The sequence below is a fragment of the Flavihumibacter fluminis genome (assembly GCF_021491375.1).
GTDB classification, from domain to species: domain Bacteria; phylum Bacteroidota; class Bacteroidia; order Chitinophagales; family Chitinophagaceae; genus Flavihumibacter; species Flavihumibacter fluminis.
The window spans coordinates 1,101,194-1,118,674 of the sequence record NZ_JAKEVY010000001.1; the positions used below are offsets into that span (position 1 = coordinate 1,101,194).

General features: G+C 44.9%; 21 protein-coding genes. 6 read left to right on the plus strand and 15 right to left on the minus strand.

Features of this window, described 5'->3' with window-relative positions; all coding sequences use genetic code 11:
* Positions 1 to 32: 32 nt before the first annotated feature.
* From L0U88_RS04880 to L0U88_RS04890, 3 genes are all read left to right on the plus strand, one after another.
* Positions 33 to 674 (plus strand): carboxypeptidase-like regulatory domain-containing protein, encoded by a 642-nt coding sequence (locus L0U88_RS04880; protein WP_234864491.1) that lies wholly within the window; start codon positions 33 to 35, stop codon positions 672 to 674.
* 5 nt (positions 675 to 679) lie between these two features.
* The gene (locus tag L0U88_RS04885) at positions 680 to 1,573 is read left to right on the plus strand and encodes a 3-hydroxyacyl-CoA dehydrogenase family protein (RefSeq protein WP_234864492.1); all 894 of its coding nucleotides are present in this window, start codon (positions 680 to 682) and stop codon (positions 1,571 to 1,573) included.
* A gap of 157 nt (positions 1,574 to 1,730) precedes the next feature.
* The gene (locus tag L0U88_RS04890) at positions 1,731 to 1,910 is read left to right on the plus strand and encodes a hypothetical protein (protein ID WP_234864493.1); all 180 of its coding nucleotides are present in this window, start codon (positions 1,731 to 1,733) and stop codon (positions 1,908 to 1,910) included.
* On the opposite strand, the gene L0U88_RS04895 is transcribed toward L0U88_RS04890, so the two are convergent.
* Genes L0U88_RS04895 through L0U88_RS04910 form a run of 4 tightly spaced genes read right to left on the minus strand, consistent with a single transcriptional unit; the run spans position 1,907 to position 5,446 of the window.
* On the minus strand, positions 1,907 to 2,560 hold the full coding sequence (locus L0U88_RS04895) for a hypothetical protein (protein WP_234864494.1): 654 nt from the start codon (positions 2,558 to 2,560) through the stop codon (positions 1,907 to 1,909). The two genes, L0U88_RS04890 and L0U88_RS04895, sit on opposite strands and share 4 nt — an antisense overlap.
* On the minus strand, positions 2,557 to 3,108 hold the full coding sequence (locus L0U88_RS04900; protein ID WP_234864495.1) for an RNA polymerase sigma factor: 552 nt from the start codon (positions 3,106 to 3,108) through the stop codon (positions 2,557 to 2,559). The genes L0U88_RS04895 and L0U88_RS04900 overlap by 4 nt, the downstream gene beginning before the upstream one ends.
* Positions 3,105 to 3,908 carry a hypothetical protein gene (locus L0U88_RS04905; RefSeq protein WP_234864496.1) on the minus strand — a complete coding sequence of 268 codons (804 nt, stop codon included), beginning with the start codon at positions 3,906 to 3,908 and terminating at the stop codon, positions 3,105 to 3,107. Before L0U88_RS04905 ends, L0U88_RS04900 begins: the two co-directional genes overlap by 4 nt.
* A gap of 20 nt (positions 3,909 to 3,928) precedes the next feature.
* Positions 3,929 to 5,446, minus strand: coding sequence for a hypothetical protein (locus tag L0U88_RS04910; protein ID WP_234864497.1), 1,518 nt, complete (start codon positions 5,444 to 5,446; stop codon positions 3,929 to 3,931).
* 102 nt (positions 5,447 to 5,548) lie between these two features.
* On the opposite strand from L0U88_RS04910, the gene L0U88_RS04915 reads away from it, so the two are divergent.
* On the plus strand, positions 5,549 to 6,289 hold the full coding sequence (locus L0U88_RS04915) for a YdcF family protein (RefSeq protein ID WP_234864498.1): 741 nt from the start codon (positions 5,549 to 5,551) through the stop codon (positions 6,287 to 6,289).
* Here L0U88_RS04915 and L0U88_RS04920 read toward each other — a convergent pair.
* The 5 genes from L0U88_RS04920 to L0U88_RS04940 are packed head-to-tail and all read right to left on the minus strand — an operon-like array spanning position 6,276 to position 10,923.
* Positions 6,276 to 6,881: an IMPACT family protein gene (locus tag L0U88_RS04920; RefSeq protein WP_234864499.1), complete on the minus strand. Its 606-nt coding sequence runs from the start codon at positions 6,879 to 6,881 to the stop codon at positions 6,276 to 6,278. The genes L0U88_RS04915 and L0U88_RS04920 overlap by 14 nt on opposite strands.
* 47 nt (positions 6,882 to 6,928) lie before the next feature.
* Positions 6,929 to 7,966, minus strand: a complete 1,038-nt coding sequence (gene ribD / locus L0U88_RS04925) for a bifunctional diaminohydroxyphosphoribosylaminopyrimidine deaminase/5-amino-6-(5-phosphoribosylamino)uracil reductase RibD (protein ID WP_255722961.1) — start codon at positions 7,964 to 7,966, stop codon at positions 6,929 to 6,931.
* Positions 7,967 to 7,978: 12 nt separating this feature from the next.
* Positions 7,979 to 8,695: an EcsC family protein gene (locus L0U88_RS04930; protein ID WP_234864501.1), complete on the minus strand. Its 717-nt coding sequence runs from the start codon at positions 8,693 to 8,695 to the stop codon at positions 7,979 to 7,981.
* 12 nt (positions 8,696 to 8,707) lie between these two features.
* Entirely contained in the window at positions 8,708 to 10,423 is a 1,716-nt protein-coding gene (locus L0U88_RS04935; RefSeq protein ID WP_234864502.1) for a GMC oxidoreductase, read from the minus strand.
* Between the two features lie 2 nt (positions 10,424 to 10,425).
* A complete protein-coding gene (locus L0U88_RS04940; protein ID WP_234864503.1) occupies positions 10,426 to 10,923 on the minus strand; it encodes a gluconate 2-dehydrogenase subunit 3 family protein in 498 nt (165 codons plus the stop codon).
* A gap of 106 nt (positions 10,924 to 11,029) precedes the next feature.
* Between L0U88_RS04940 and L0U88_RS04945 the strand changes: the two genes are divergently transcribed.
* Both L0U88_RS04945 and L0U88_RS04950 read left to right on the plus strand, forming a co-directional pair.
* Entirely contained in the window at positions 11,030 to 12,133 is a 1,104-nt protein-coding gene (locus tag L0U88_RS04945; RefSeq protein ID WP_234864504.1) for a redoxin domain-containing protein, read from the plus strand.
* Between the two features lie 43 nt (positions 12,134 to 12,176).
* Positions 12,177 to 14,372, plus strand: a complete 2,196-nt coding sequence (locus L0U88_RS04950; RefSeq protein ID WP_234864505.1) for a B12-binding domain-containing radical SAM protein — start codon at positions 12,177 to 12,179, stop codon at positions 14,370 to 14,372.
* 4 nt (positions 14,373 to 14,376) lie between these two features.
* Here L0U88_RS04950 and L0U88_RS04955 read toward each other — a convergent pair whose 3' ends face one another.
* The 6 genes from L0U88_RS04955 to L0U88_RS04980 form a co-directional block, all read right to left on the minus strand.
* A complete protein-coding gene (locus L0U88_RS04955) occupies positions 14,377 to 15,132 on the minus strand; it encodes a Bax inhibitor-1/YccA family protein (RefSeq protein ID WP_234864506.1) in 756 nt (251 codons plus the stop codon).
* A 325-nt stretch (positions 15,133 to 15,457) separates the two neighbouring features.
* The gene (locus tag L0U88_RS04960; protein WP_234864507.1) at positions 15,458 to 15,880 is read right to left on the minus strand and encodes a VOC family protein; all 423 of its coding nucleotides are present in this window, start codon (positions 15,878 to 15,880) and stop codon (positions 15,458 to 15,460) included.
* 32 nt (positions 15,881 to 15,912) lie between these two features.
* Positions 15,913 to 16,215 (minus strand): type II toxin-antitoxin system RelE/ParE family toxin, encoded by a 303-nt coding sequence (locus tag L0U88_RS04965; RefSeq protein ID WP_234864508.1) that lies wholly within the window; start codon positions 16,213 to 16,215, stop codon positions 15,913 to 15,915.
* A complete protein-coding gene (locus L0U88_RS04970; protein WP_234864509.1) occupies positions 16,200 to 16,436 on the minus strand; it encodes a hypothetical protein in 237 nt (78 codons plus the stop codon). Before L0U88_RS04970 ends, L0U88_RS04965 begins: the two co-directional genes overlap by 16 nt.
* Positions 16,437 to 16,524: 88 nt before the next feature.
* The gene (locus tag L0U88_RS04975; protein WP_234864510.1) at positions 16,525 to 16,842 is read right to left on the minus strand and encodes a hypothetical protein; all 318 of its coding nucleotides are present in this window, start codon (positions 16,840 to 16,842) and stop codon (positions 16,525 to 16,527) included.
* A 27-nt stretch (positions 16,843 to 16,869) separates the two neighbouring features.
* A complete protein-coding gene (locus L0U88_RS04980) occupies positions 16,870 to 17,469 on the minus strand; it encodes an HPP family protein (protein ID WP_234864511.1) in 600 nt (199 codons plus the stop codon).
* Positions 17,470 to 17,481 lie beyond the last annotated feature (12 nt).

A 17,481-nucleotide genomic window follows, 5' to 3' on the forward strand; every position in this document is an offset into this window, starting at 1 on the left:
AGCTGATATATTGATATCCTATATTTGGCATAATGAAGCGAATTCTACCACTTGTCATAATAAGTTTTTTTTGCATCTGTAAGCAGGCTTCCGCGCAGTTTGAAACGATGAAAGACTCTGTAGTGATGCTGTATGGAGTTGTGATGACGGCTGATAGCCTGGATGGTATACCGGCGGTAAGTGTCAGCATCAAAGGAAGCGGTCGTGGTACCATCACCAATGACCAGGGTGTGTTTTCCATCGTTGCATTAAAAGGAAATATAATTGAATTCACCAGTGTGGGATACAAGCCTAAAATAGTTGAGATTCCAAGAAACCTGGAAGGCAATCAATTTAGCATAGTGCAGTTAATGGTGGTTGATACGCAATACCTTCCTGCTACAATCATCCGGCCCAGACCTACCCGTGAACAATTTGAAAGAGATTTCGTCAATATGCAGGTGCCGGATGACGATCTGGAGATCGCGCGGAAAAATACTAATGAGCAAACCCGCAGGGCTTTGATGAACATATTACCCGCAGATGGTAAAGAAGCCGCGAACTACGCCCTGCGTCAGCAGGCAACCCGCTATTCCTACCAGGGAACTACACCTCCCATCAACCTGATGAACCCGATGGCCTGGGCAGAGTTTATCAAGTCCTGGAAAAGAGGTGATTTCAAACGTAAAAACTAGCGTGTATGTTTAATCAGATTGCTGTCATCGGTGCGGGCACCATGGGAAATGGTATTGCACATATTTTCGCTCAACATGGTTATAAAGTAAACCTGGTAGATCTGAATCCAGAGCAGTTGGAAAAAGCAATAGCAACGATCCGTAAAAATCTCGAAAGGCAGGTAGCCAAAGGAATTCTTTCAGCAGCAGAGAGCCAGCAGGCAATTGATAACATCACTACTACATCCGGATTGGGAGAAGGTGTAAACAGGGCAGATCTTATCATTGAAGCTGCCACTGAAAATACACAGTTGAAACTATCCATCTTCAGCGAGATTGATAAACTGGCTCCCGCGAATGCAGTATTGGCCACCAACACATCTTCAATTTCCATTACCCAAATAGCAAGTGCCACCCAAAGACCCGAAAAGGTGATAGGTATGCATTTCATGAATCCTGTTCCGGTTATGAAACTGGTGGAGGTAATCAATGGGTATTCAACCGAAAAGCAGATCACCCAACAAATTGTGGAGCTCAGCAAAAAGCTGGGAAAGGTTCCGGCTGTGGTAAATGATTACCCCGGATTTATTGCCAACCGGATTCTGATGCCCATGATCAATGAAGCTATCTACAGTTTATATGAAGGCGTAGCCGGCGTGGAAGAAATTGACACCATCATGAAGCTGGGTATGGCGCATCCCATGGGGCCTCTGCAACTGGCAGACTTTATCGGACTGGATACCTGCCACAGCATTTTGCAGGTGCTGCACGAGGGCCTCGGAAATCCCAAATATGCGCCCTGTCCACTGCTGACCAATATGGTTACGGCTAAAAAACTGGGGGTGAAGTCCGGAGAAGGATTTTATCTCTACACAGCCGGTTCCAAAGAACTGGTAGTTCATCCACGATTCAGACCCTGACTTACACAGTTTACTGATTCCTGTTGCGATTTAACCGCGCTTTCTGCTGTTTCATGCGGGAATTTAAGCGGTTAGTCGGATTTGTCTTGTTTACAGGCAGGATTAGGAGCATTTTTACATCCTAATTATTTACCAGGATATCATTAAACCTTTGATCATGAAACCGGTTACCGCTGTAAGTCTTCTACTAACAATCCTTCTGGCTACTGGAGTTACAGCCGGGGTCAAGTCGGATTGTTCTGGTAACCAGCGTTGCATATCTAAAACGTCCAAAGCCATCCAGCCGAAAGAAGTTGAAATGCTTGAACTTTCTGCATTGAGTGTGTTGGTGTATTAAGTACTATCCTTTTTCTCTTTTGGCGGTACAATCCGGTAGTCATCGGGACGAATTCCTTTGATACCGGATGGACGTTTTCTACCACCTACTGAATCAGGGCGCAGGTTATCAGGTTGCTTTATTGTAGGTTCTGCAATTGACTCCGGCGTGGTAGCTTTCACTTCAGGTGCAGCAGCATCCACCACTGGTGGTTGTAAAACAGCAGCAGAATCTGGTAAGGGGCCTGGTTCAGCACCAGGAACCGGACTGGAATCCTTAGTACTGTCATTTAGTACGGGAGACGATGACCCGGGAGAAGAGGGCCCGGGAGGAGATAGTCCCGGTGCAGTTGGTAACAATTCAACAGAATCAACCGGCTGGTTAATAACCGGAACAGTTTGATCCACAGGAAGATCAGATTTCTTTAACAGGTAAATCAATAGCGCGGCAATGCCTGCCAGCAACAGGAGCCAGCTCCAGCCTTTCCAGCCTGCAACCGGACTACCACCATGCGGACCAGGATCACCACCAAAATCATTGTCATCCGTAGGCAGTTCTCTGTCAAGCTCTGTGCTAATGCGCTGCCAGATGGAATCAGCCATTTCCGGTAAAGGAGGAAGTTCACCAAGTTTACGGGCGATCAGGTCTTCGTATGGAAAGGAAGCATTCATGAAAGATGCACCTGCTGTAATTTTTGAATGAGGAATTTTCTTGCTTCGCTGAGGTGCCATTTACTGGTACCCTCGCTGATAGCTAATTTTTCAGCTATCTCCCGATGGTTATAACCATCCACTGCGTATAAGACAAAAACCGCATGCGTAGCTGGTGGCAACTGCTGAATCATGGTCATCAGTTCCTTTGCATTCAATTGCTCTATCGCGGCATTATTGATATTGGGGGCGGCAACCGTTTCAAATTCCAGCTCCATTTCCTGGCTGAACTTTGATCTCGCCTTAATATGATCCAGGCCTTCGTTAATGGCGATTCTGCGCAACCAGGTTTGGAAGCTGGCAATGGAAGAATCAAAGGATTTTATACTCTTGAATACTTTAACGAAGGCCTGGCTCACAATATCAGCGGCGTCTGCATCATCCCTGGAGTACCGTTGTGCAATCACCATCGCATAGGAATAGTATTGCCTGTACAGGTATTCCTGTGCTTTCCGGTTGTTGGCGATACAACCATCAATTACAACCTGTATGTCCAGGGTTTCCGTCAACGATTGCTTAAATCTTTTTTCTGCTTTAAAAGTAAGGAAGCCGAAGCAGCTGCCAATATCATCTTGTAAGCCGGATACAACTCATTGACCATCCACACCTGGTTGTCCAGCATATCTACCACACCAACCACGCCATCTTCAAAACGAATTTCATATCCGGCAAAACTGGGACCGCCCAGCACTTTCATCTCCTTTCCTTTTTTATTGGTATAGGAACCAATTCTTAAGGTCTCAATGGTAAACTGAACATCTCCATTGGTAAGGTATCCCTGCTCCTCAACCATTTCAGCTCTTCCCTCTTTGTGTACCATAACCAGTTGCCAGGGCTCGGGTTGTTTTTCAGATACCAGCATGATAGCTGCAGAAAAAGCATATTGCAAATTGGTAGTAGCTGCCAACTCGCCCCAGCGTGGATTCCGGTTTTTAAATACGAGTTGTTTTTCACTGAGTTTTTCAAGTGCAAATACAGCTGCTTTTTCTTTTCCATTTTCAATGGTGAACTGCAGTTTGCTTTTCTCTGTGAGGCTGCGATTGTCGGTATTGATATCAAACACTTTCAGGATCTGGTCTTCCGGGCGAAAACTGATCCGGCTGGCCTGCCAAACCGAACTGAAATCCCAGCCCCGCTTAACGGGACTGGTTTCATATTCGCCAATTGTCAGGGTCTGATTGATCATCCATCCGTTGACACCTTTCACTTTCATAGCAGTTGCACCCTTTTCAAACTCACCGGGCACAGCAACTTTCGCTGCACTGCAGGATAACAGCAACACCCAACCGAACAGTATCAGATATTTCATAAAAGAGATTATTAAAGATATTAATTACTATAGGTATAAACAGTTTTCATGCGGTACATATCAGCGTCGCTTACATAAGATTTGTAATAGGTATACAATACTACCGGATATCCGTCTGCATTGTACTCATACTCATATTTGTAGGGAACAGAGGAAGGAATAGCACCGGAATAACCTGAATTTCTTCCTGCCACATTATTCTTCGAAACGTGCGACAGATACATATCCGGGAAGAGCTTGTTGGTAAACCTGGGGTTGATCATCTGATCATACTGAAATTTACCACCTTCACGACCGCCTGTTGAAGTAGCAGCAGTATAACTCACTTTGTTACCACCGGAGAAAGTTGCTGCATAATGAACTGTATGTCCATTGTCCAGAATCATGTATACATCTGTTACGCCACCTTCAGTTGAAATACCATTTTCAATTACACTGGTTGTGGTTCGATCATACATTTTCTCTATGATATGAGTAACCTGGCCATTGGCGTCCAGCTCATAGCGGGTTTCACCTACTCTTTTGTTAGCCGGATCGATACGATCTACTCCAATCAGTGTTGCTCCCTGGTAAACTCCCTTGTCAGAGAAAATATACTGCAAATCCTGGCTCTGCGGCTTCTTCTGGTAGTAGTTGACTTCCTTCAACTTACCATCGGCTCTTTGCTGATAAATAGTGATGGATTGTTTCTGCCAGTTACCCATGATTTCTAAAAAGGTTTCTTCCTGCTGCAACCATTTACGGTTCTTCTGTCCTTCCAGGATGATCAAATTGTCGCCCTCCACTTCTTCACGAGTCACAACTTTTTTCACAGGTGTATTCCAGACGTTTCCAGTAATATCATACTTAACAGCTTTCTCACTGAAACGAATCTCTTCTTCCAGACTGCTGCGCTCAATGGTACGGGTTACAGTTTCTCCATTGCTTAAGGTGGAAGTAAGGTTGAATTTTAAAACCGGTGCATCATACACAACACCACCGATGGTGATTGCTGCCTGCACATTTACCAGGATGCCATTCCGCTGAAATGCACCTTTGGAGTAGCCGAAATCTTGCGGACCAACTGTTTCATCTGTAATCAGCAACTGCGGACGAAAAACAGTAACTACATTGGTCAGAGCCTGCTGTTGTGGCAATCCGATCTGGATGTTCTGAGCCAATCGGGAAGTAGACAGCGGGGTAGCATAAAGCGCTTTATTCTCCTTTTTAACTACTAACTGCGTCATGGAGTAAGTTCCTTTATCAAGAACTATCTCCTGTGATCTCCACTGGTAGGCCTGCGGACCAATTTTTCCAATCCTGATAGGTTTGTTCTGCATTACAGGCTGGCGTTTATCATTCACCACTGTTATATAGGCATCCAGGCTATCTTCTGCATGCAATTCCTGCAATCCCAGCTCCAGCTGGAAAATGCCGGAATCTTTTACTGCAACGGGGTCTGTAGGTCCAGGTTTGGAAGGAATAATTACCTCATCGTCTTTCTGACAAGCGGTGAGAAAAAGAATACTCAAAAGGAAAAGGTTTAAGATCTGTTTCATGATTGTATATTGTTTTATTTAAAGACTATACCCCTGGTGGTTTCAAAACCGTTGGGTAGGGTTCTTGTGTTTTGAATAACTTTAACAATTATTGATTTTTTCATGCTTCCACTGCTTTCAAAAATTGTCACGTTTTTTCTTTCTCCCGCCAACTGGATATGGATTCTGGTTATACTGTTTTTAATAGGGAAACCCGGAAAATGGAAACGTCGCTATGGGATAGCCCTGATCACGATAACATTGCTCTTCACCAATCCTGCCCTTTTTTATTTCTGTCTCCAATCCTGGCAACCAGCTTTTGTGCCGGCTACTGGAAAATTTGAGGCAGTTATTCTGCCAGGCGGACTTTCCAGCTATGATAAAAATGGACAGGGATATTTCGGACAGGCTGCGGATCGATTCATTCAGGCCGCAAAGCTGGTGCATAGCGGTGTGGCAGAAAAGGTAATTGTGACCGGTGGAAATGGTTTTCTGAACCGGAAACTCCCGCCAGAAGCGGATTTTGTTAAAGCAGAATTAATCCATAATGGAATTTCACCGGTCCTCATTTTTGCGGAAAATAAAAGTCGAAATACAAAGGAAAACGCAGTCTTTACTAAGTCATTGATTGACAGCCTGGGAATGAAGGGACCTTTTATTTTGGTGACCTCTGCCATGCATATGCGTAGGTGTGAAGCTGAATTTAACAAAGTTGGAATCAAGACAACCAGGCATTGCGCCAACTATGAAGTGATCAACGGTTTTCAGCAATGGTACGACTGGTTATGGCCAGACTTTTCATTGCTTGATAAATGGAATCGTTTGAATAAAGAAGTGGTTGGCTATTTGGTCAGCAGGCTTTGACTTCCACTGTATGCAATTGCTTCAACCTATATAATACTTCCTCTTCGCGGTTGAGGGGAACTCCGATTTTATACAAACAGAATAATTGTACTTCCTGCTGCAGCAAGGTGCAATTGCATTGTTTGATGATCATCATTATCTCATTGATCATGGTATAATCAAACTGCAGTTGATAGGAACGTTCAATCGTTTTTTGAACAAAGGGGATGGTCTGCAATACCACGCTGGCGGTGGTCTTATACGCATTGATCAAACCCGGAACGCCCAGCATGGTTCCTCCGAAATACCGAACTACAACAACTCCCACATTTACCAGTTCCTTGGTGTCGATCTGTCCAAGGATGGGCTTACCTGCAGACCCCGAGGGTTCTCCATCATCGTTCACCCGGAAACTGTTTCCATCCAGGCCGATCCGGTAGGCAAAACAGTGATGTGTGGCTTTGGGATGTTCTTTTTTAATCTGTTCCAGTTCTTTTTTGAATTGCTCTACCGAAGCAGCCGGAAATGCATAACCGATAAAGCGGCTGCCTCTGTCGCGGAATTCGGCCGTACCTGATTTTTCAATTGTAGTATAAAAAGTCTTATTGTCCATAGTGTACACTGGAAACAGCGCGCAAAGGTACAGCTTTACGGGGGAGATCAGGGGCGATAATAAATCAACTGGTCGGTTCCCAGGGAGCAGGACTTCAGCTCTCTGGCATCCGTAATAACAGGGGCGGGATAGCCTCCCTCCAGCACCACCGACCTGGATTGAATCCTGCGGATCTCATCCCAGTAGCCTGCAGTCATAAATTCCTGGTGGGTTTTGGCACCTCCTTCCACCAGAATGGAAAGGAGTTTGCGCTTGTACACATCCTCCAGTAACTGGTCGAGTAAAGGTGTTTGTCTGTCCAGTTGTACCCATTCAATCCCTTCCTCCTTCCCGGATTGATGGTAATTAAATATAATAGTAGGTGCTTCAGCAGAAAACAAACGATTGGTGCGTGGCACTCTTAATTCAGGATCTATGAGTAGGCGAACCGGATTTTTTCCAGCAACCAACCGTACCGTTAATGATGGGTCATCCATAAGCGCAGTAGTGGCGCCTACCAGGATGGCAGCTTCTTCCGCCCGCCACTGGTGAACCAGCCGGTTGGTTTGGGCAGAACTGATCGCAGCCGGCTTTTTTTCATTCGTGGCTATTGCCCCATTTACAGATTCCGCCCATTTTAAAATAATATAAGGGCGATGGGTTTCATGAAACTGTAAAAAACGTTTGTTGACTTCCCGGGCCGCCTCCTGTTCCACACCTAATATCACTTCTACTCCCGACTCCTGTAATTTTTCAATTCCTTTTCCATCTACCGCATCAAATGGATCCCGGATAGCAACTACCACTTTTTTGATCCCGCTTCGAATGATCAGGTCTGCACAGGGCGGTGTTTTCCCAAAATGCGCACAGGGCTCCAGTGAAACATACAGGGTACTTTCAGGGATGAGTAACCGATCTTCTTCTTTAACAGCAGCAAGACAATTTACTTCCGCATGTGCCTGTCCGTATTGTTCATGATATCCTTCTCCTATGATCCGGTTCTGGTACACCAATACAGATCCTACCATTGGATTGGGTGCCACCTTGCCCGCACCTAATGCTGCGAGTTGCAGGCAACGTTTCATATATAGATTATCCTTGTGCATGGGGATGCTAAATTAAGGCAGAATGCGCATGCGGTAGGCATTCATGGCAGTTACTCCCAGTTTGCGAACCAGCCGATAATTCACAACCAGGCCTACCGGTGCGCCAATGATAGGGATCAGTTGAGCCAATTTGGCAAGATCCAGGTAATCGCGGTATTCCTGCTGGAACCGGCGCCAGTCGAATTGATGAATATCATCCGGCAGCAAAGCTGCTTTTTCTTTCCAGTTTACCATTTTCTGATATACCTGGTTACGGTGTTCCTGGCTGGAAAAGGCAAGCTCGAGAATGTGCAGTATATACACCCGCTCCTTGTAGTCTTTTACATCAAAGCCATACAAACTGGCGATATCAAAAAGCAGTTTCAGTTTTAATCCCAATAAAATAGGAAAATCAGCCAGCCCGAGTAATAAGCCGCCGGCACCTGTTACGGCGCCTTCTACAGAAGCAGTTTTCTGATAGAATTCAATGCGTTCTTTCACTGCCATTTCTCTTGCCCAGAAAGATTCCGATTGCAATGGAGGGGCGCTGGTGTATTTCGCGCCAAACAATACCGCGCGAATCATTTGTTTGATCGTAGTCGTAACTACCTGGTGTACTTTTTCAGGTATCCAGGAGTTTACTTTGTTCTGCCAGGATTTGGAGAGACGATTAAAGAAACCTGGTGAGGACTGCATTTCCTGCTGCCATACCCATAGTTCTCTTGTGATATCCTGCTCATATCCCTGCATGCAGGCAATTTCCTACAAATCTCCGGTTTTTAGTGCTTTGAATGCATAATCAGCTGCCCGGGCAGTTAACGCCATATAGGTCAAACTGGGATTCTGCGTTGCCGTAGAGGTCATACAGGCGCCGTCTGTTACAAATACATTTTTACAATGATGCAATTGATTCCATTTATTCAGCAGTGATGTTTTAGGATCATGCCCCATGCGAACGCCCCCCATTTCGTGAATATCAAGTCCGGGTGCCTGCTTGGAATCCACTGTTTCAATATTCTTGAATCCAGCAACAGTAAACATCTCCGTCAGTTGCTCCAGGTAATCCTTCACCATTTTTTCATCATTGTCGTCATAGTCCACGTTGACATGCAGTAAAGGAATGCCCCATTCATCTTTGTTGCTGGCATCCAGGCTTACCTGTCCGCTTTCTTTGGGGATGGTTTCTCCCATCATGTGAGAGCCTACATACCAGGGACCCAGGGTTGGATTCAACAGGCTTTTTTTCAGGTCCTCACCCCAGCCTTCTGCACCCTGGTTGTACCGGGAGGCACCAAAGCCGGCAGCATAACCACGTAAGAAATCTGTATCCTGCTTTTTGACATTCCGGAACCTTGGAATATATCCACTGTTGGGTCTTCTTCCACCGGAGCTGGTTTTATCCAGGTGCCCTTCGTATACAGCGGATACCCTAGCCCGGTAGTTGTGGAAGGCTACATATTTACCCAGCAATCCATTATCATTCCCCAGCCCATTCGGAAACCGGGAGGAGGTGGAGTTTAATAAAATCAAATTGGTATTGAGAGCCGCTGCATTTACAAAAATCACTTTGGCAAAATACTCAGTAGCCTGCTTGCTAACGGCATCGATCACCCGAACACCGGTTGCTTTCTGTTTGGCATCATCATAAATAACGGAATGCACTACAGAATTGGGTTTCAGTGTCAGCTTCCCGGTTTTCATAGCCCAGGGAATGGTGGAGGAGTTACTGCTGAAATAACCTCCAAAAGGGCAACCACGCTGACACAAATTTCGATTCTGACATTGTGCCCTGCCCTGGTCGAGATGAATCTGTTGTGGCGAAGTTATATGAGCAGCTCTGCCTATAATAACTGGCCTGTTTCCGTTATAGGAAGCTGCCATCTTTTTGGAGAAATAATCTTCCACACAATTCATTTCCATCGGCGGAAGAAACTCTCCATCAGGGAGAATATCCAAGCCATCTTTATTTCCGGATATGCCTGCAAATTTCTCAACATAACTGTACCAGGGTGCGATATCCTTATACCGGATCGGCCAGTCGACCGCAAAGCCATCACGAGCCGGACCTTCAAAATCATATTCACTCCAGCGTTGGGTTTGCCTGGCCCATAAAAGCGACTTCCCTCCTACCTGGTATCCACGGATCCAGTCGAATGGTTTATCCTGCACATAGGGATGTTCTTTATCCTTCACGAAAAAATGCAGCGCATCTTCCCGGAACGCATAACATTTACTCACCACCGGATTCTCTTCAATCAGCTGACGTGTTAGCTGTCCGCGATGTTCAAACTCCCAGGGCATTTTATTGGTAGTAGGATAATCTTTCTGATGTTTCACATCCCGGCCTCTTTCCAGCACCAGGGTATTCAATCCTTTTTCTGTGAATTCCTTGGCGGCCCAACCACCACTGATACCAGATCCAATCACAATAACATCAAAGGTATTTTGATCCACTCCTTTTGTATTCAGATAACCCATACTTATGATTTTGAAGTAGTACTGTCAACAGGCACACACCCGTAATATTTACCGGGCACCAATTGATATGGCAATAGGTTGGTCATTACATATTCCGATTGCGTATAGCCTTGAATTATCAGGCGGCGAAAGGCTTTCATAAAGGCAAGCGCGTCTTCGTCCTTTTCCTGCTCCGCGGCACTCATGAGGGTAGCCGGATTGGGTTCTTTTCCCTGCAGCTTTTTTAATCCCGCCATGAATTTATCCTGCTCCTGTTTTTCGAAACAGTCGTCCACCATTTTCAGTGCAAACAGATGGCTTCCCAGTTCCGCTGCACCCGGTGTATCAGTTGGGGGAATAATGGCATCCGCGAGCTGCTTTAAAAAGCTTTCCTGATCAGGATTGATTTGAATGGATTGCAGTTGAATGGAAACTTTTCCATCCTTGTAAACACAGGAGGACATGAAGGCCAGTCCCGCTCCAACTACTAAAAAATGCCTGATAACCTGTCGTCGATCCATAACATGCAGATTCGTTGATCAATTGGTAGAACTGGAAGTTATGTTATTTTAAATCCACCTTGTAGAATTGTCAAATTTTTGATACCTTCTGTTAAAATCATATTGAATGAAAAGTCTGCTTTACCTGCTTTGCCTGGTCTTTTCATTTGGTCCGCAACAACCTCCTGTATTACCAATCGGCGCCAGCGCGCCAGATTTTTCCTTACCGGGTGTGGATGGAAAACAACATCGCCTGAGTGACTATAAAAAAAGCAAGTTGCTGGTGGTAGTATTTACCTGTAATCATTGTCCCACTGCACAGGCTTATGAGGATCGCCTCATCCAGCTCACACACGATTACCAACCCAAAGGAGTAGCTGTTATTGCGATTTCTCCCAACGATCCAAAAGCCATCCGCCTGAATGAATTGGATTATACTGATTTGAACGATAGTTATGAAGAAATGAAAGTCCGCGCGGAAAGAAAAAAGTTCAATTTCCCTTATCTCTACGATGGTGATCTGCAACAGGTTTCCCGGGCATATGGTCCGGTAGCAACGCCCCATGTTTTCATCTTTGACCAGGATCGTAAACTGCGGTTCCAGGGGCGCATTGACAATGTAGAGAAGCCATCCGGCAAACCAACTATACAGGACACCCGTGCTGCGTTGGATGCCTTGCTCAAAAATGAACCGGTTGCAACTCCCACCACCAAGGTTTTCGGTTGTTCCATTAAATGGGCTGAAAAGCAGGACTGGCGGGAGAAAGCCATGAAGGAATGGGCAGCAGAAAAAGTAAGCCTGGAAGCAATCGATTCAATGGGTATACGCAAGCTCTTGCAAAACGATTCCAAAAAACTGCGACTCATCAATGTATGGGCCACCTGGTGTGGTCCCTGTACTAGGGAGTTTCCTGATTTCATCACCATCCATCGGATGTACCGGGGAAGAGCATTTGAGTTCATCAGTATCAGTGCCGATGATCCGGAAAAAAGGGCCAATGCGTTGGAGTTTCTGCAAAAGCAACAGGCATCCGGCACAAATTATATTTTCAATTCCAGTGATAAATATGCCCTGATTGAAGCCATCGATCCCAACTGGCAGGGAGCCCTTCCTTACACCCTGGTGGTAGAGCCCCGAGGCAAGATTGTATATGCCAAACAGGGCACTATTGACCCGGATGCGATGAAAACTCTGCTAATCGACCACCCCTTACTTGGACGATATTTCTGATACTGGTCGCTATGCGGTAAATTTGCCCGCTAAACTGGAATCTTTGAGCACACCGGTATTTCTTGTTACGCCTCCCTTTACACAGTTGAACACGCCTTACCCGGCCACTGCTTACCTGAAAGGATTCCTGAACACTAAAGAGATTGCATCAGAGCAGGCGGACCTGGGTATTGATCTTACACTGGCCTTGTTCAGCAGACAGGGATTGGAAGAAGTTTTCAGTACAGTGGAGCCTGCCTCCATTGAAAGTCCCAACTCCAAAAGGATTTACCGGCTTCGCAACCAGTACATGGAAACCATTGATGAAGTCATCCGCTTTTTACAGGGAAATGAACCTACCCTGGCGCATCGCATTGCCGGAAGAAATTTTCTTCCCGAGGCAGGCAGGTTCGCCCAATTGGATGACCTGGTCTGGGCTTTCGGTAAAATGGGCACACAGGACAAGGCCAAACACCTGGCCACCCTATACCTGGAAGATTTATCCGATTTCATTAAGGAAAACCTGGATGAACATTTTGGTTTTAGTCGGTATGCAGAAAAGCTGGCGCGTTCCGCCAATCGGTTTGATGAACTGTATGCCGCATTACAAAATGCACCGGGTTTTATTGATCAGAAAATGACGGCCTTACTGGAAGACTACATTCAGCGTTATCAACCTTTACTGATTGCCTTTTCTGTTCCTTTCCCAGGCAACCTCTTTGCGGCCCTGCGTTGTGGTCAATATATAAAACAGCAGCATCCTGCCATCAAGATTGCGATGGGTGGAGGCTTTGCCAATACCGAATTGCGCTCCTTAAAAGATGCCCGCATCTTTGAGTTTTTTGATTTCATCACACTGGATGATGGAGAAGCCCCCATCGAACAACTGCTCGCTTATGTGAGAAAGCAGATTGATGCGGCTGAATTGAAACGAACCTTTCTGCTTGCCGAAGGCGCGCTGACCTATATTGAAAACAAAGCCTGCCGCGATTATAAACAGGCAGAGCTGGGCACCCCCGATTACAGCGGCCTGCGACTATATGAATACATTCAGGCCATTGAGATCATCAACCCGATGCATTCCTTGTGGAGTGACGGGCGTTGGAACAAACTAACGATGGCGCATGGTTGCTATTGGGGCAAATGCACGTTCTGTGATATCAGCCTGGATTATATTCGGTTATACGAGCCTGTTGCAGCTTCTCTGATCGTTGACAGGATGGAAACCATCATTCAGCAAACCGGCAACAATGGATTTCATTTTGTGGATGAAGCAGCGCCGCCTGCCCTGATGCGCGCGGTTGCATTGGAGATCATCAGGCGTAAACTAATAGTGAGCTGGTGGACCAATATCCGTTTTGAGAAAAGCTTTACAAGGGATCTCTGTTTGTTGTTGAAAGCATCTGGTTGTATAGGCGTATCAGGTGGATTGGAAGTTGCATCGGACCGTCTGCTGGCATTGATTGATAAAGGAATCACTGTTGCACAGGTAGCGCGGGTGAACAAACATTTCACGGAAGCGGGTATCATGGTACATGCGTACCTCATGTATGGCTTTCCAACTCAAACGGATCAGGAGACTATTGATTCGCTGGAGATGGTGCGACAATTATTTGCTGCCGGGGTATTGCAGAGTGCTTTCTGGCATCAGTTTACGATGACGGCTCATAGTCCGGTTGGACTGGAACCTGAAAAATTCAAGGTAAAAGCGCTTCGTCCGGCTGAAATTTTATTTGCCGATAATGATGTGGAACACGAAGATCCAACCGGTGCAGATCATGCTGCGTATGGATATGGGTTGAAAAAATCCCTACTGAATTTTATGCATGGAGCCTGCCTGGATTTCCCCCTCCATAAATGGTTTGATTTTAAAGTGCCGAAAACAAGTATTGCACCGGATTATATAGAACGAATTTTGAAGGAAGAAGATTTTTCAGCGACCAAGCCAACTACTAAAGTTGTTTTCATTGGCAATCTGCCATCATCTGAAATAGTTGTGAAGTCAAAAAAAGGGCAGCAATGGGAATCCATGGAGTTATCATTTGAAACCCTGCAATCTGACCTAACCATTCGCCTATCAAAAGAAGAGGGAGCATGGTTGGTAGCCATACTCCCTCAACTGCAATTAGATAATCCCAAAACGATGACCCGGCAGGAATTGAAAACTTCGTATGAAGCAGCCGGACTACCGGATTTCGAGCTCTTCTGGGATAATAAGCCAATCAGCAACCTGTATAAAGCAGGCCTGCTGCAGCTGTAAAATATTAATCGCGACTGCTAAGCTTACTCAGCAACCGGAGGATTTCAATATAGAGCCAGATGATGGTCACCATCAATCCGAAGGCGCCAAACCACTCCATGTATTTTGGAGCACCCATCTTTACTCCGTTTTCAATCATATCAAAATCGAGGATGAGGTTAAGTGCTGCGATGGCAACCACAAAAAGTGAGAAGCCAATGCCCAGCAAACTGCCTTCGTGCAGGAAAGCCAGTTCAACGCCAAATAATCTCAGTACCAGTGCGATGAGGTAAAAAACCGCAATACCTGCTGTAGCGGTGAATACGATAGATTTAAAACGCTGGGTGGCTTTAATAACACCGGTGCGATATAAAACATACATGGCGATAACAGTTCCGAAAGTGAGTGCCACTGCCTGCATCACCAGCCCGGGAGCCACTTCTGAGAATGCATCCGCGTATATGGCAGAGATACCTCCCACAAAAACACCTTCTACCAAACCATAGGCAGGTACAGTGTATTGTCCGTATTGAGGACGAAAACTGGTAACCAGAACCAGGATCAAGCCAACAATTGCGGATCCGATTACCCAGGGCATTACATTAACCCCTTCGAAATGGGCTTTCCAGGTAAGTAAAGCAGAAGCCATCAACAGGAAGAAGAGGAAGATAAATTTGTTCATCGTGCCTCTTTCGGTCATGGTTTCGGTACCAGCACCGGTAAGAGAAGCTTCAAAACGTTTTTCAGAAAGTGCCGGGTTTCCGGACTTAAAAATTGCCATAGGTCTGAGTTTAGGGGATCAAAGTAGTAAATACTGGTTGAAAATCAAAACATTCGAGGCATGAGCCAATTATAGGGTTTTATGAGCCAATTATTGGCAAAAATGAGTCTTTTAGGGGATAAAATGAGCCAATTATCAAAAAGCATGACCCCATTAAAAAAACACAATTCATTGATTTTCATTTAAATATCTGAAATTTTCAAAAATCAAAACCCGTAATCCTCCGCAATCCTTCGCCATCCTCCGTCTTCCTAGGATATTGAACCAGCCCAGCTTCGACCCACCACCACCCATGGTCCGATAAAGAACACCCACACGGCCCCTCTCACGTCTCACGTCTCACATCTGACGTCTCACTTCTTCCATACTCAATCAAATCCCAAAGATTTCCATACAAATCTTCGAAAACGGCTACTGTTCCGTAGGGTTCAATACTTGGTCCCCGGACTATTTTAATCTTATTGTCAAGCAGGTTCTGATAATCTCTCTCGAAATTGTCCGTGCACAAAAAAAGAAATACACGTCCGCCTGTTTGATTTCCAATCCTGCTTTTTTGTTCATCTGTTGCCGCTCTGGCTAACAAGATTGAACATTCGGTTGCACCCGGTGGACTTACTAAAACCCAGCGTTTGGTATCTGAAAGAACAACATCTTCCAATAAGATGAAATGCAATTTTTGTGTGTAAAACTCAATGGCTTTATCATAATCGTCAACTACAATTGCTATGTGCGCTAAGTGCTGTTTCATTTGCATTATGATCCAAAAACAGAAAATGTATTTTAGTATTTCAATTGACCTGGATCCTGTCTGGTATTCCAAAAGCTTAAAAGGATGATTTTCTTTCGAGTAGTGTAATACCGATAATATAGTGTAGTATATTTATTGAGACGCGCTCTTCGAACTTGTTTTTGCTTTAACGATGGATTATATGACTCTGGATATTCTTGTAAACGACTAATTACATATTCTGTTTGCTGAATAAAACGCTTAACTTCCTTTTCTGACCATTTTCTGAGCAAATAAGAGACTATTTCATCAAAGGTTTTCTTCGCTTCCTCAGACCATGTTACTTCGATAGCCATTTGCGGTATTTTTTCATTACCACATCATGTGATATAACACGACCCGCTCTTGCGTCTTTTAACCCTTGCTCAATGGAAGCTTTCGTTTCGTCCCCCAAATCATCCCACCAATCGCTTTCATGTTCCACTTCCAGCATGGCATGTATCATCTTTACCACCTTTTCATCTGCCATGTCTATATATTGCTTTACTTCTTCGCGTAAAATGGATACTCCCTTCATAGCAATTATACTTTGAATAAAATTACTTTTAAAAAAACTTTTATCCAAATGAGCAGTTGCTCCCTACAATTGCCCACTATTAATTCTGCTAAGCCGCTTCACCTACTGATTTTTGCAAGGCTTTCTGCTGACGGCGCAATTCTTTCTCCTGGCGTTTTTTTTCTTTATCCTGACGTTTCAATTGCTTCTGGTGTTGCTTTTGTTGTTTATCCAATTTCTTTTGCGACTTCTTCAGCTTCTTTTGTTTTTTTTTCGCCTTTTTAGCATGCTTCTGCGTTTTCCTATGCTGCTTAGCCATCTCTTTCTGTCGTTTGATAGCCGCATTATCGGGAGCCTGCGCATGTACAGTTCCTGCGACTGTAAAGAACAGGGTCAATAGCAGTAAAATCTTTTTCAACTTATTCATACCTGAGATTTCATATGATTAAATCAATCAGCTCCTTTGCCTGATAAAAAAGAGACGCTTTAATCTCTTTTTGTAGTTGTTGCTCACAGGATATTTTCGATTCGGTGTAATATTATTGAATATCAGCGCCACCAGCAAAAGTACGAGTGCCCCGCTTAATACAGGAAACAGGATGTAATTATACCCCAATAACTTTATTTTATCCGAACCGATTACCGCCAATAAGGCGGTAGCACCACCAGGAGGGTGCAGAGTTTTGGTGAATTGCATCGCAATGATAGAAAGCGATACTGCCAGGGGTGCAGTCAGCCAAATGATTTCAGGAAGCAGCGACTGCACACTAACGCCCACGAATGCAGAAACGAGATGGCCTCCAATTAAATTACGGGGTTGCGCCAACGGACTTTGGATCAAACCAAACACCAGTACACTGGATGCCCCGAATGATCCAATTAAAAATAAACTGTCAGAATCTTTAAGTAAAAAAATTTGCCAGAAAGCAATCAGTCCAATTCCGATGAAAGAACCCAGGAAGGACCAGAACTTCTCTTCCCGGTTTACTAAGGTTTCTCTGTAATAAATGTATCTGGTGTAGCGTAGTGTTCTTTTGACTCTCTTTTTCAGCATAGACGGGTATCT

What these genes read in the sequence shown, in the direction of transcription:
- L0U88_RS04880 (WP_234864491.1), top strand. Translation starts at nt 33, where the DNA reads ATGAAGCGAATTCTACCACTTGTCATAATAAGTTTTTTTTGCATCTGT.
- L0U88_RS04885 (WP_234864492.1), top strand. Translation starts at nt 680, where the DNA reads ATGTTTAATCAGATTGCTGTCATCGGTGCGGGCACCATGGGAAATGGT.
- L0U88_RS04890 (WP_234864493.1), top strand. Translation starts at nt 1,731, where the DNA reads ATGAAACCGGTTACCGCTGTAAGTCTTCTACTAACAATCCTTCTGGCT.
- L0U88_RS04895 (WP_234864494.1), bottom strand. Translation starts at nt 2,560, where the DNA reads ATGAATGCTTCCTTTCCATACGAAGACCTGATCGCCCGTAAACTTGGT.
- L0U88_RS04905 (WP_234864496.1), bottom strand. Translation starts at nt 3,908, where the DNA reads ATGAAATATCTGATACTGTTCGGTTGGGTGTTGCTGTTATCCTGCAGT.
- L0U88_RS04910 (WP_234864497.1), bottom strand. Translation starts at nt 5,446, where the DNA reads ATGAAACAGATCTTAAACCTTTTCCTTTTGAGTATTCTTTTTCTCACC.
- L0U88_RS04915 (WP_234864498.1), top strand. Translation starts at nt 5,549, where the DNA reads ATGCTTCCACTGCTTTCAAAAATTGTCACGTTTTTTCTTTCTCCCGCC.
- L0U88_RS04920 (WP_234864499.1), bottom strand. Translation starts at nt 6,881, where the DNA reads ATGGACAATAAGACTTTTTATACTACAATTGAAAAATCAGGTACGGCC.
- ribD (WP_255722961.1), bottom strand. Translation starts at nt 7,966, where the DNA reads ATGCACAAGGATAATCTATATATGAAACGTTGCCTGCAACTCGCAGCA.
- L0U88_RS04930 (WP_234864501.1), bottom strand. Translation starts at nt 8,695, where the DNA reads ATGCAGGGATATGAGCAGGATATCACAAGAGAACTATGGGTATGGCAG.
- L0U88_RS04935 (WP_234864502.1), bottom strand. Translation starts at nt 10,423, where the DNA reads ATGGGTTATCTGAATACAAAAGGAGTGGATCAAAATACCTTTGATGTT.
- L0U88_RS04940 (WP_234864503.1), bottom strand. Translation starts at nt 10,923, where the DNA reads ATGGATCGACGACAGGTTATCAGGCATTTTTTAGTAGTTGGAGCGGGA.
- L0U88_RS04945 (WP_234864504.1), top strand. Translation starts at nt 11,030, where the DNA reads ATGAAAAGTCTGCTTTACCTGCTTTGCCTGGTCTTTTCATTTGGTCCG.
- L0U88_RS04955 (WP_234864506.1), bottom strand. Translation starts at nt 15,132, where the DNA reads ATGGCAATTTTTAAGTCCGGAAACCCGGCACTTTCTGAAAAACGTTTT.
- L0U88_RS04960 (WP_234864507.1), bottom strand. Translation starts at nt 15,880, where the DNA reads ATGAAACAGCACTTAGCGCACATAGCAATTGTAGTTGACGATTATGAT.
- L0U88_RS04965 (WP_234864508.1), bottom strand. Translation starts at nt 16,215, where the DNA reads ATGGCTATCGAAGTAACATGGTCTGAGGAAGCGAAGAAAACCTTTGAT.
- L0U88_RS04970 (WP_234864509.1), bottom strand. Translation starts at nt 16,436, where the DNA reads ATGAAGGGAGTATCCATTTTACGCGAAGAAGTAAAGCAATATATAGAC.
- L0U88_RS04975 (WP_234864510.1), bottom strand. Translation starts at nt 16,842, where the DNA reads ATGAATAAGTTGAAAAAGATTTTACTGCTATTGACCCTGTTCTTTACA.
- L0U88_RS04980 (WP_234864511.1), bottom strand. Translation starts at nt 17,469, where the DNA reads ATGCTGAAAAAGAGAGTCAAAAGAACACTACGCTACACCAGATACATT.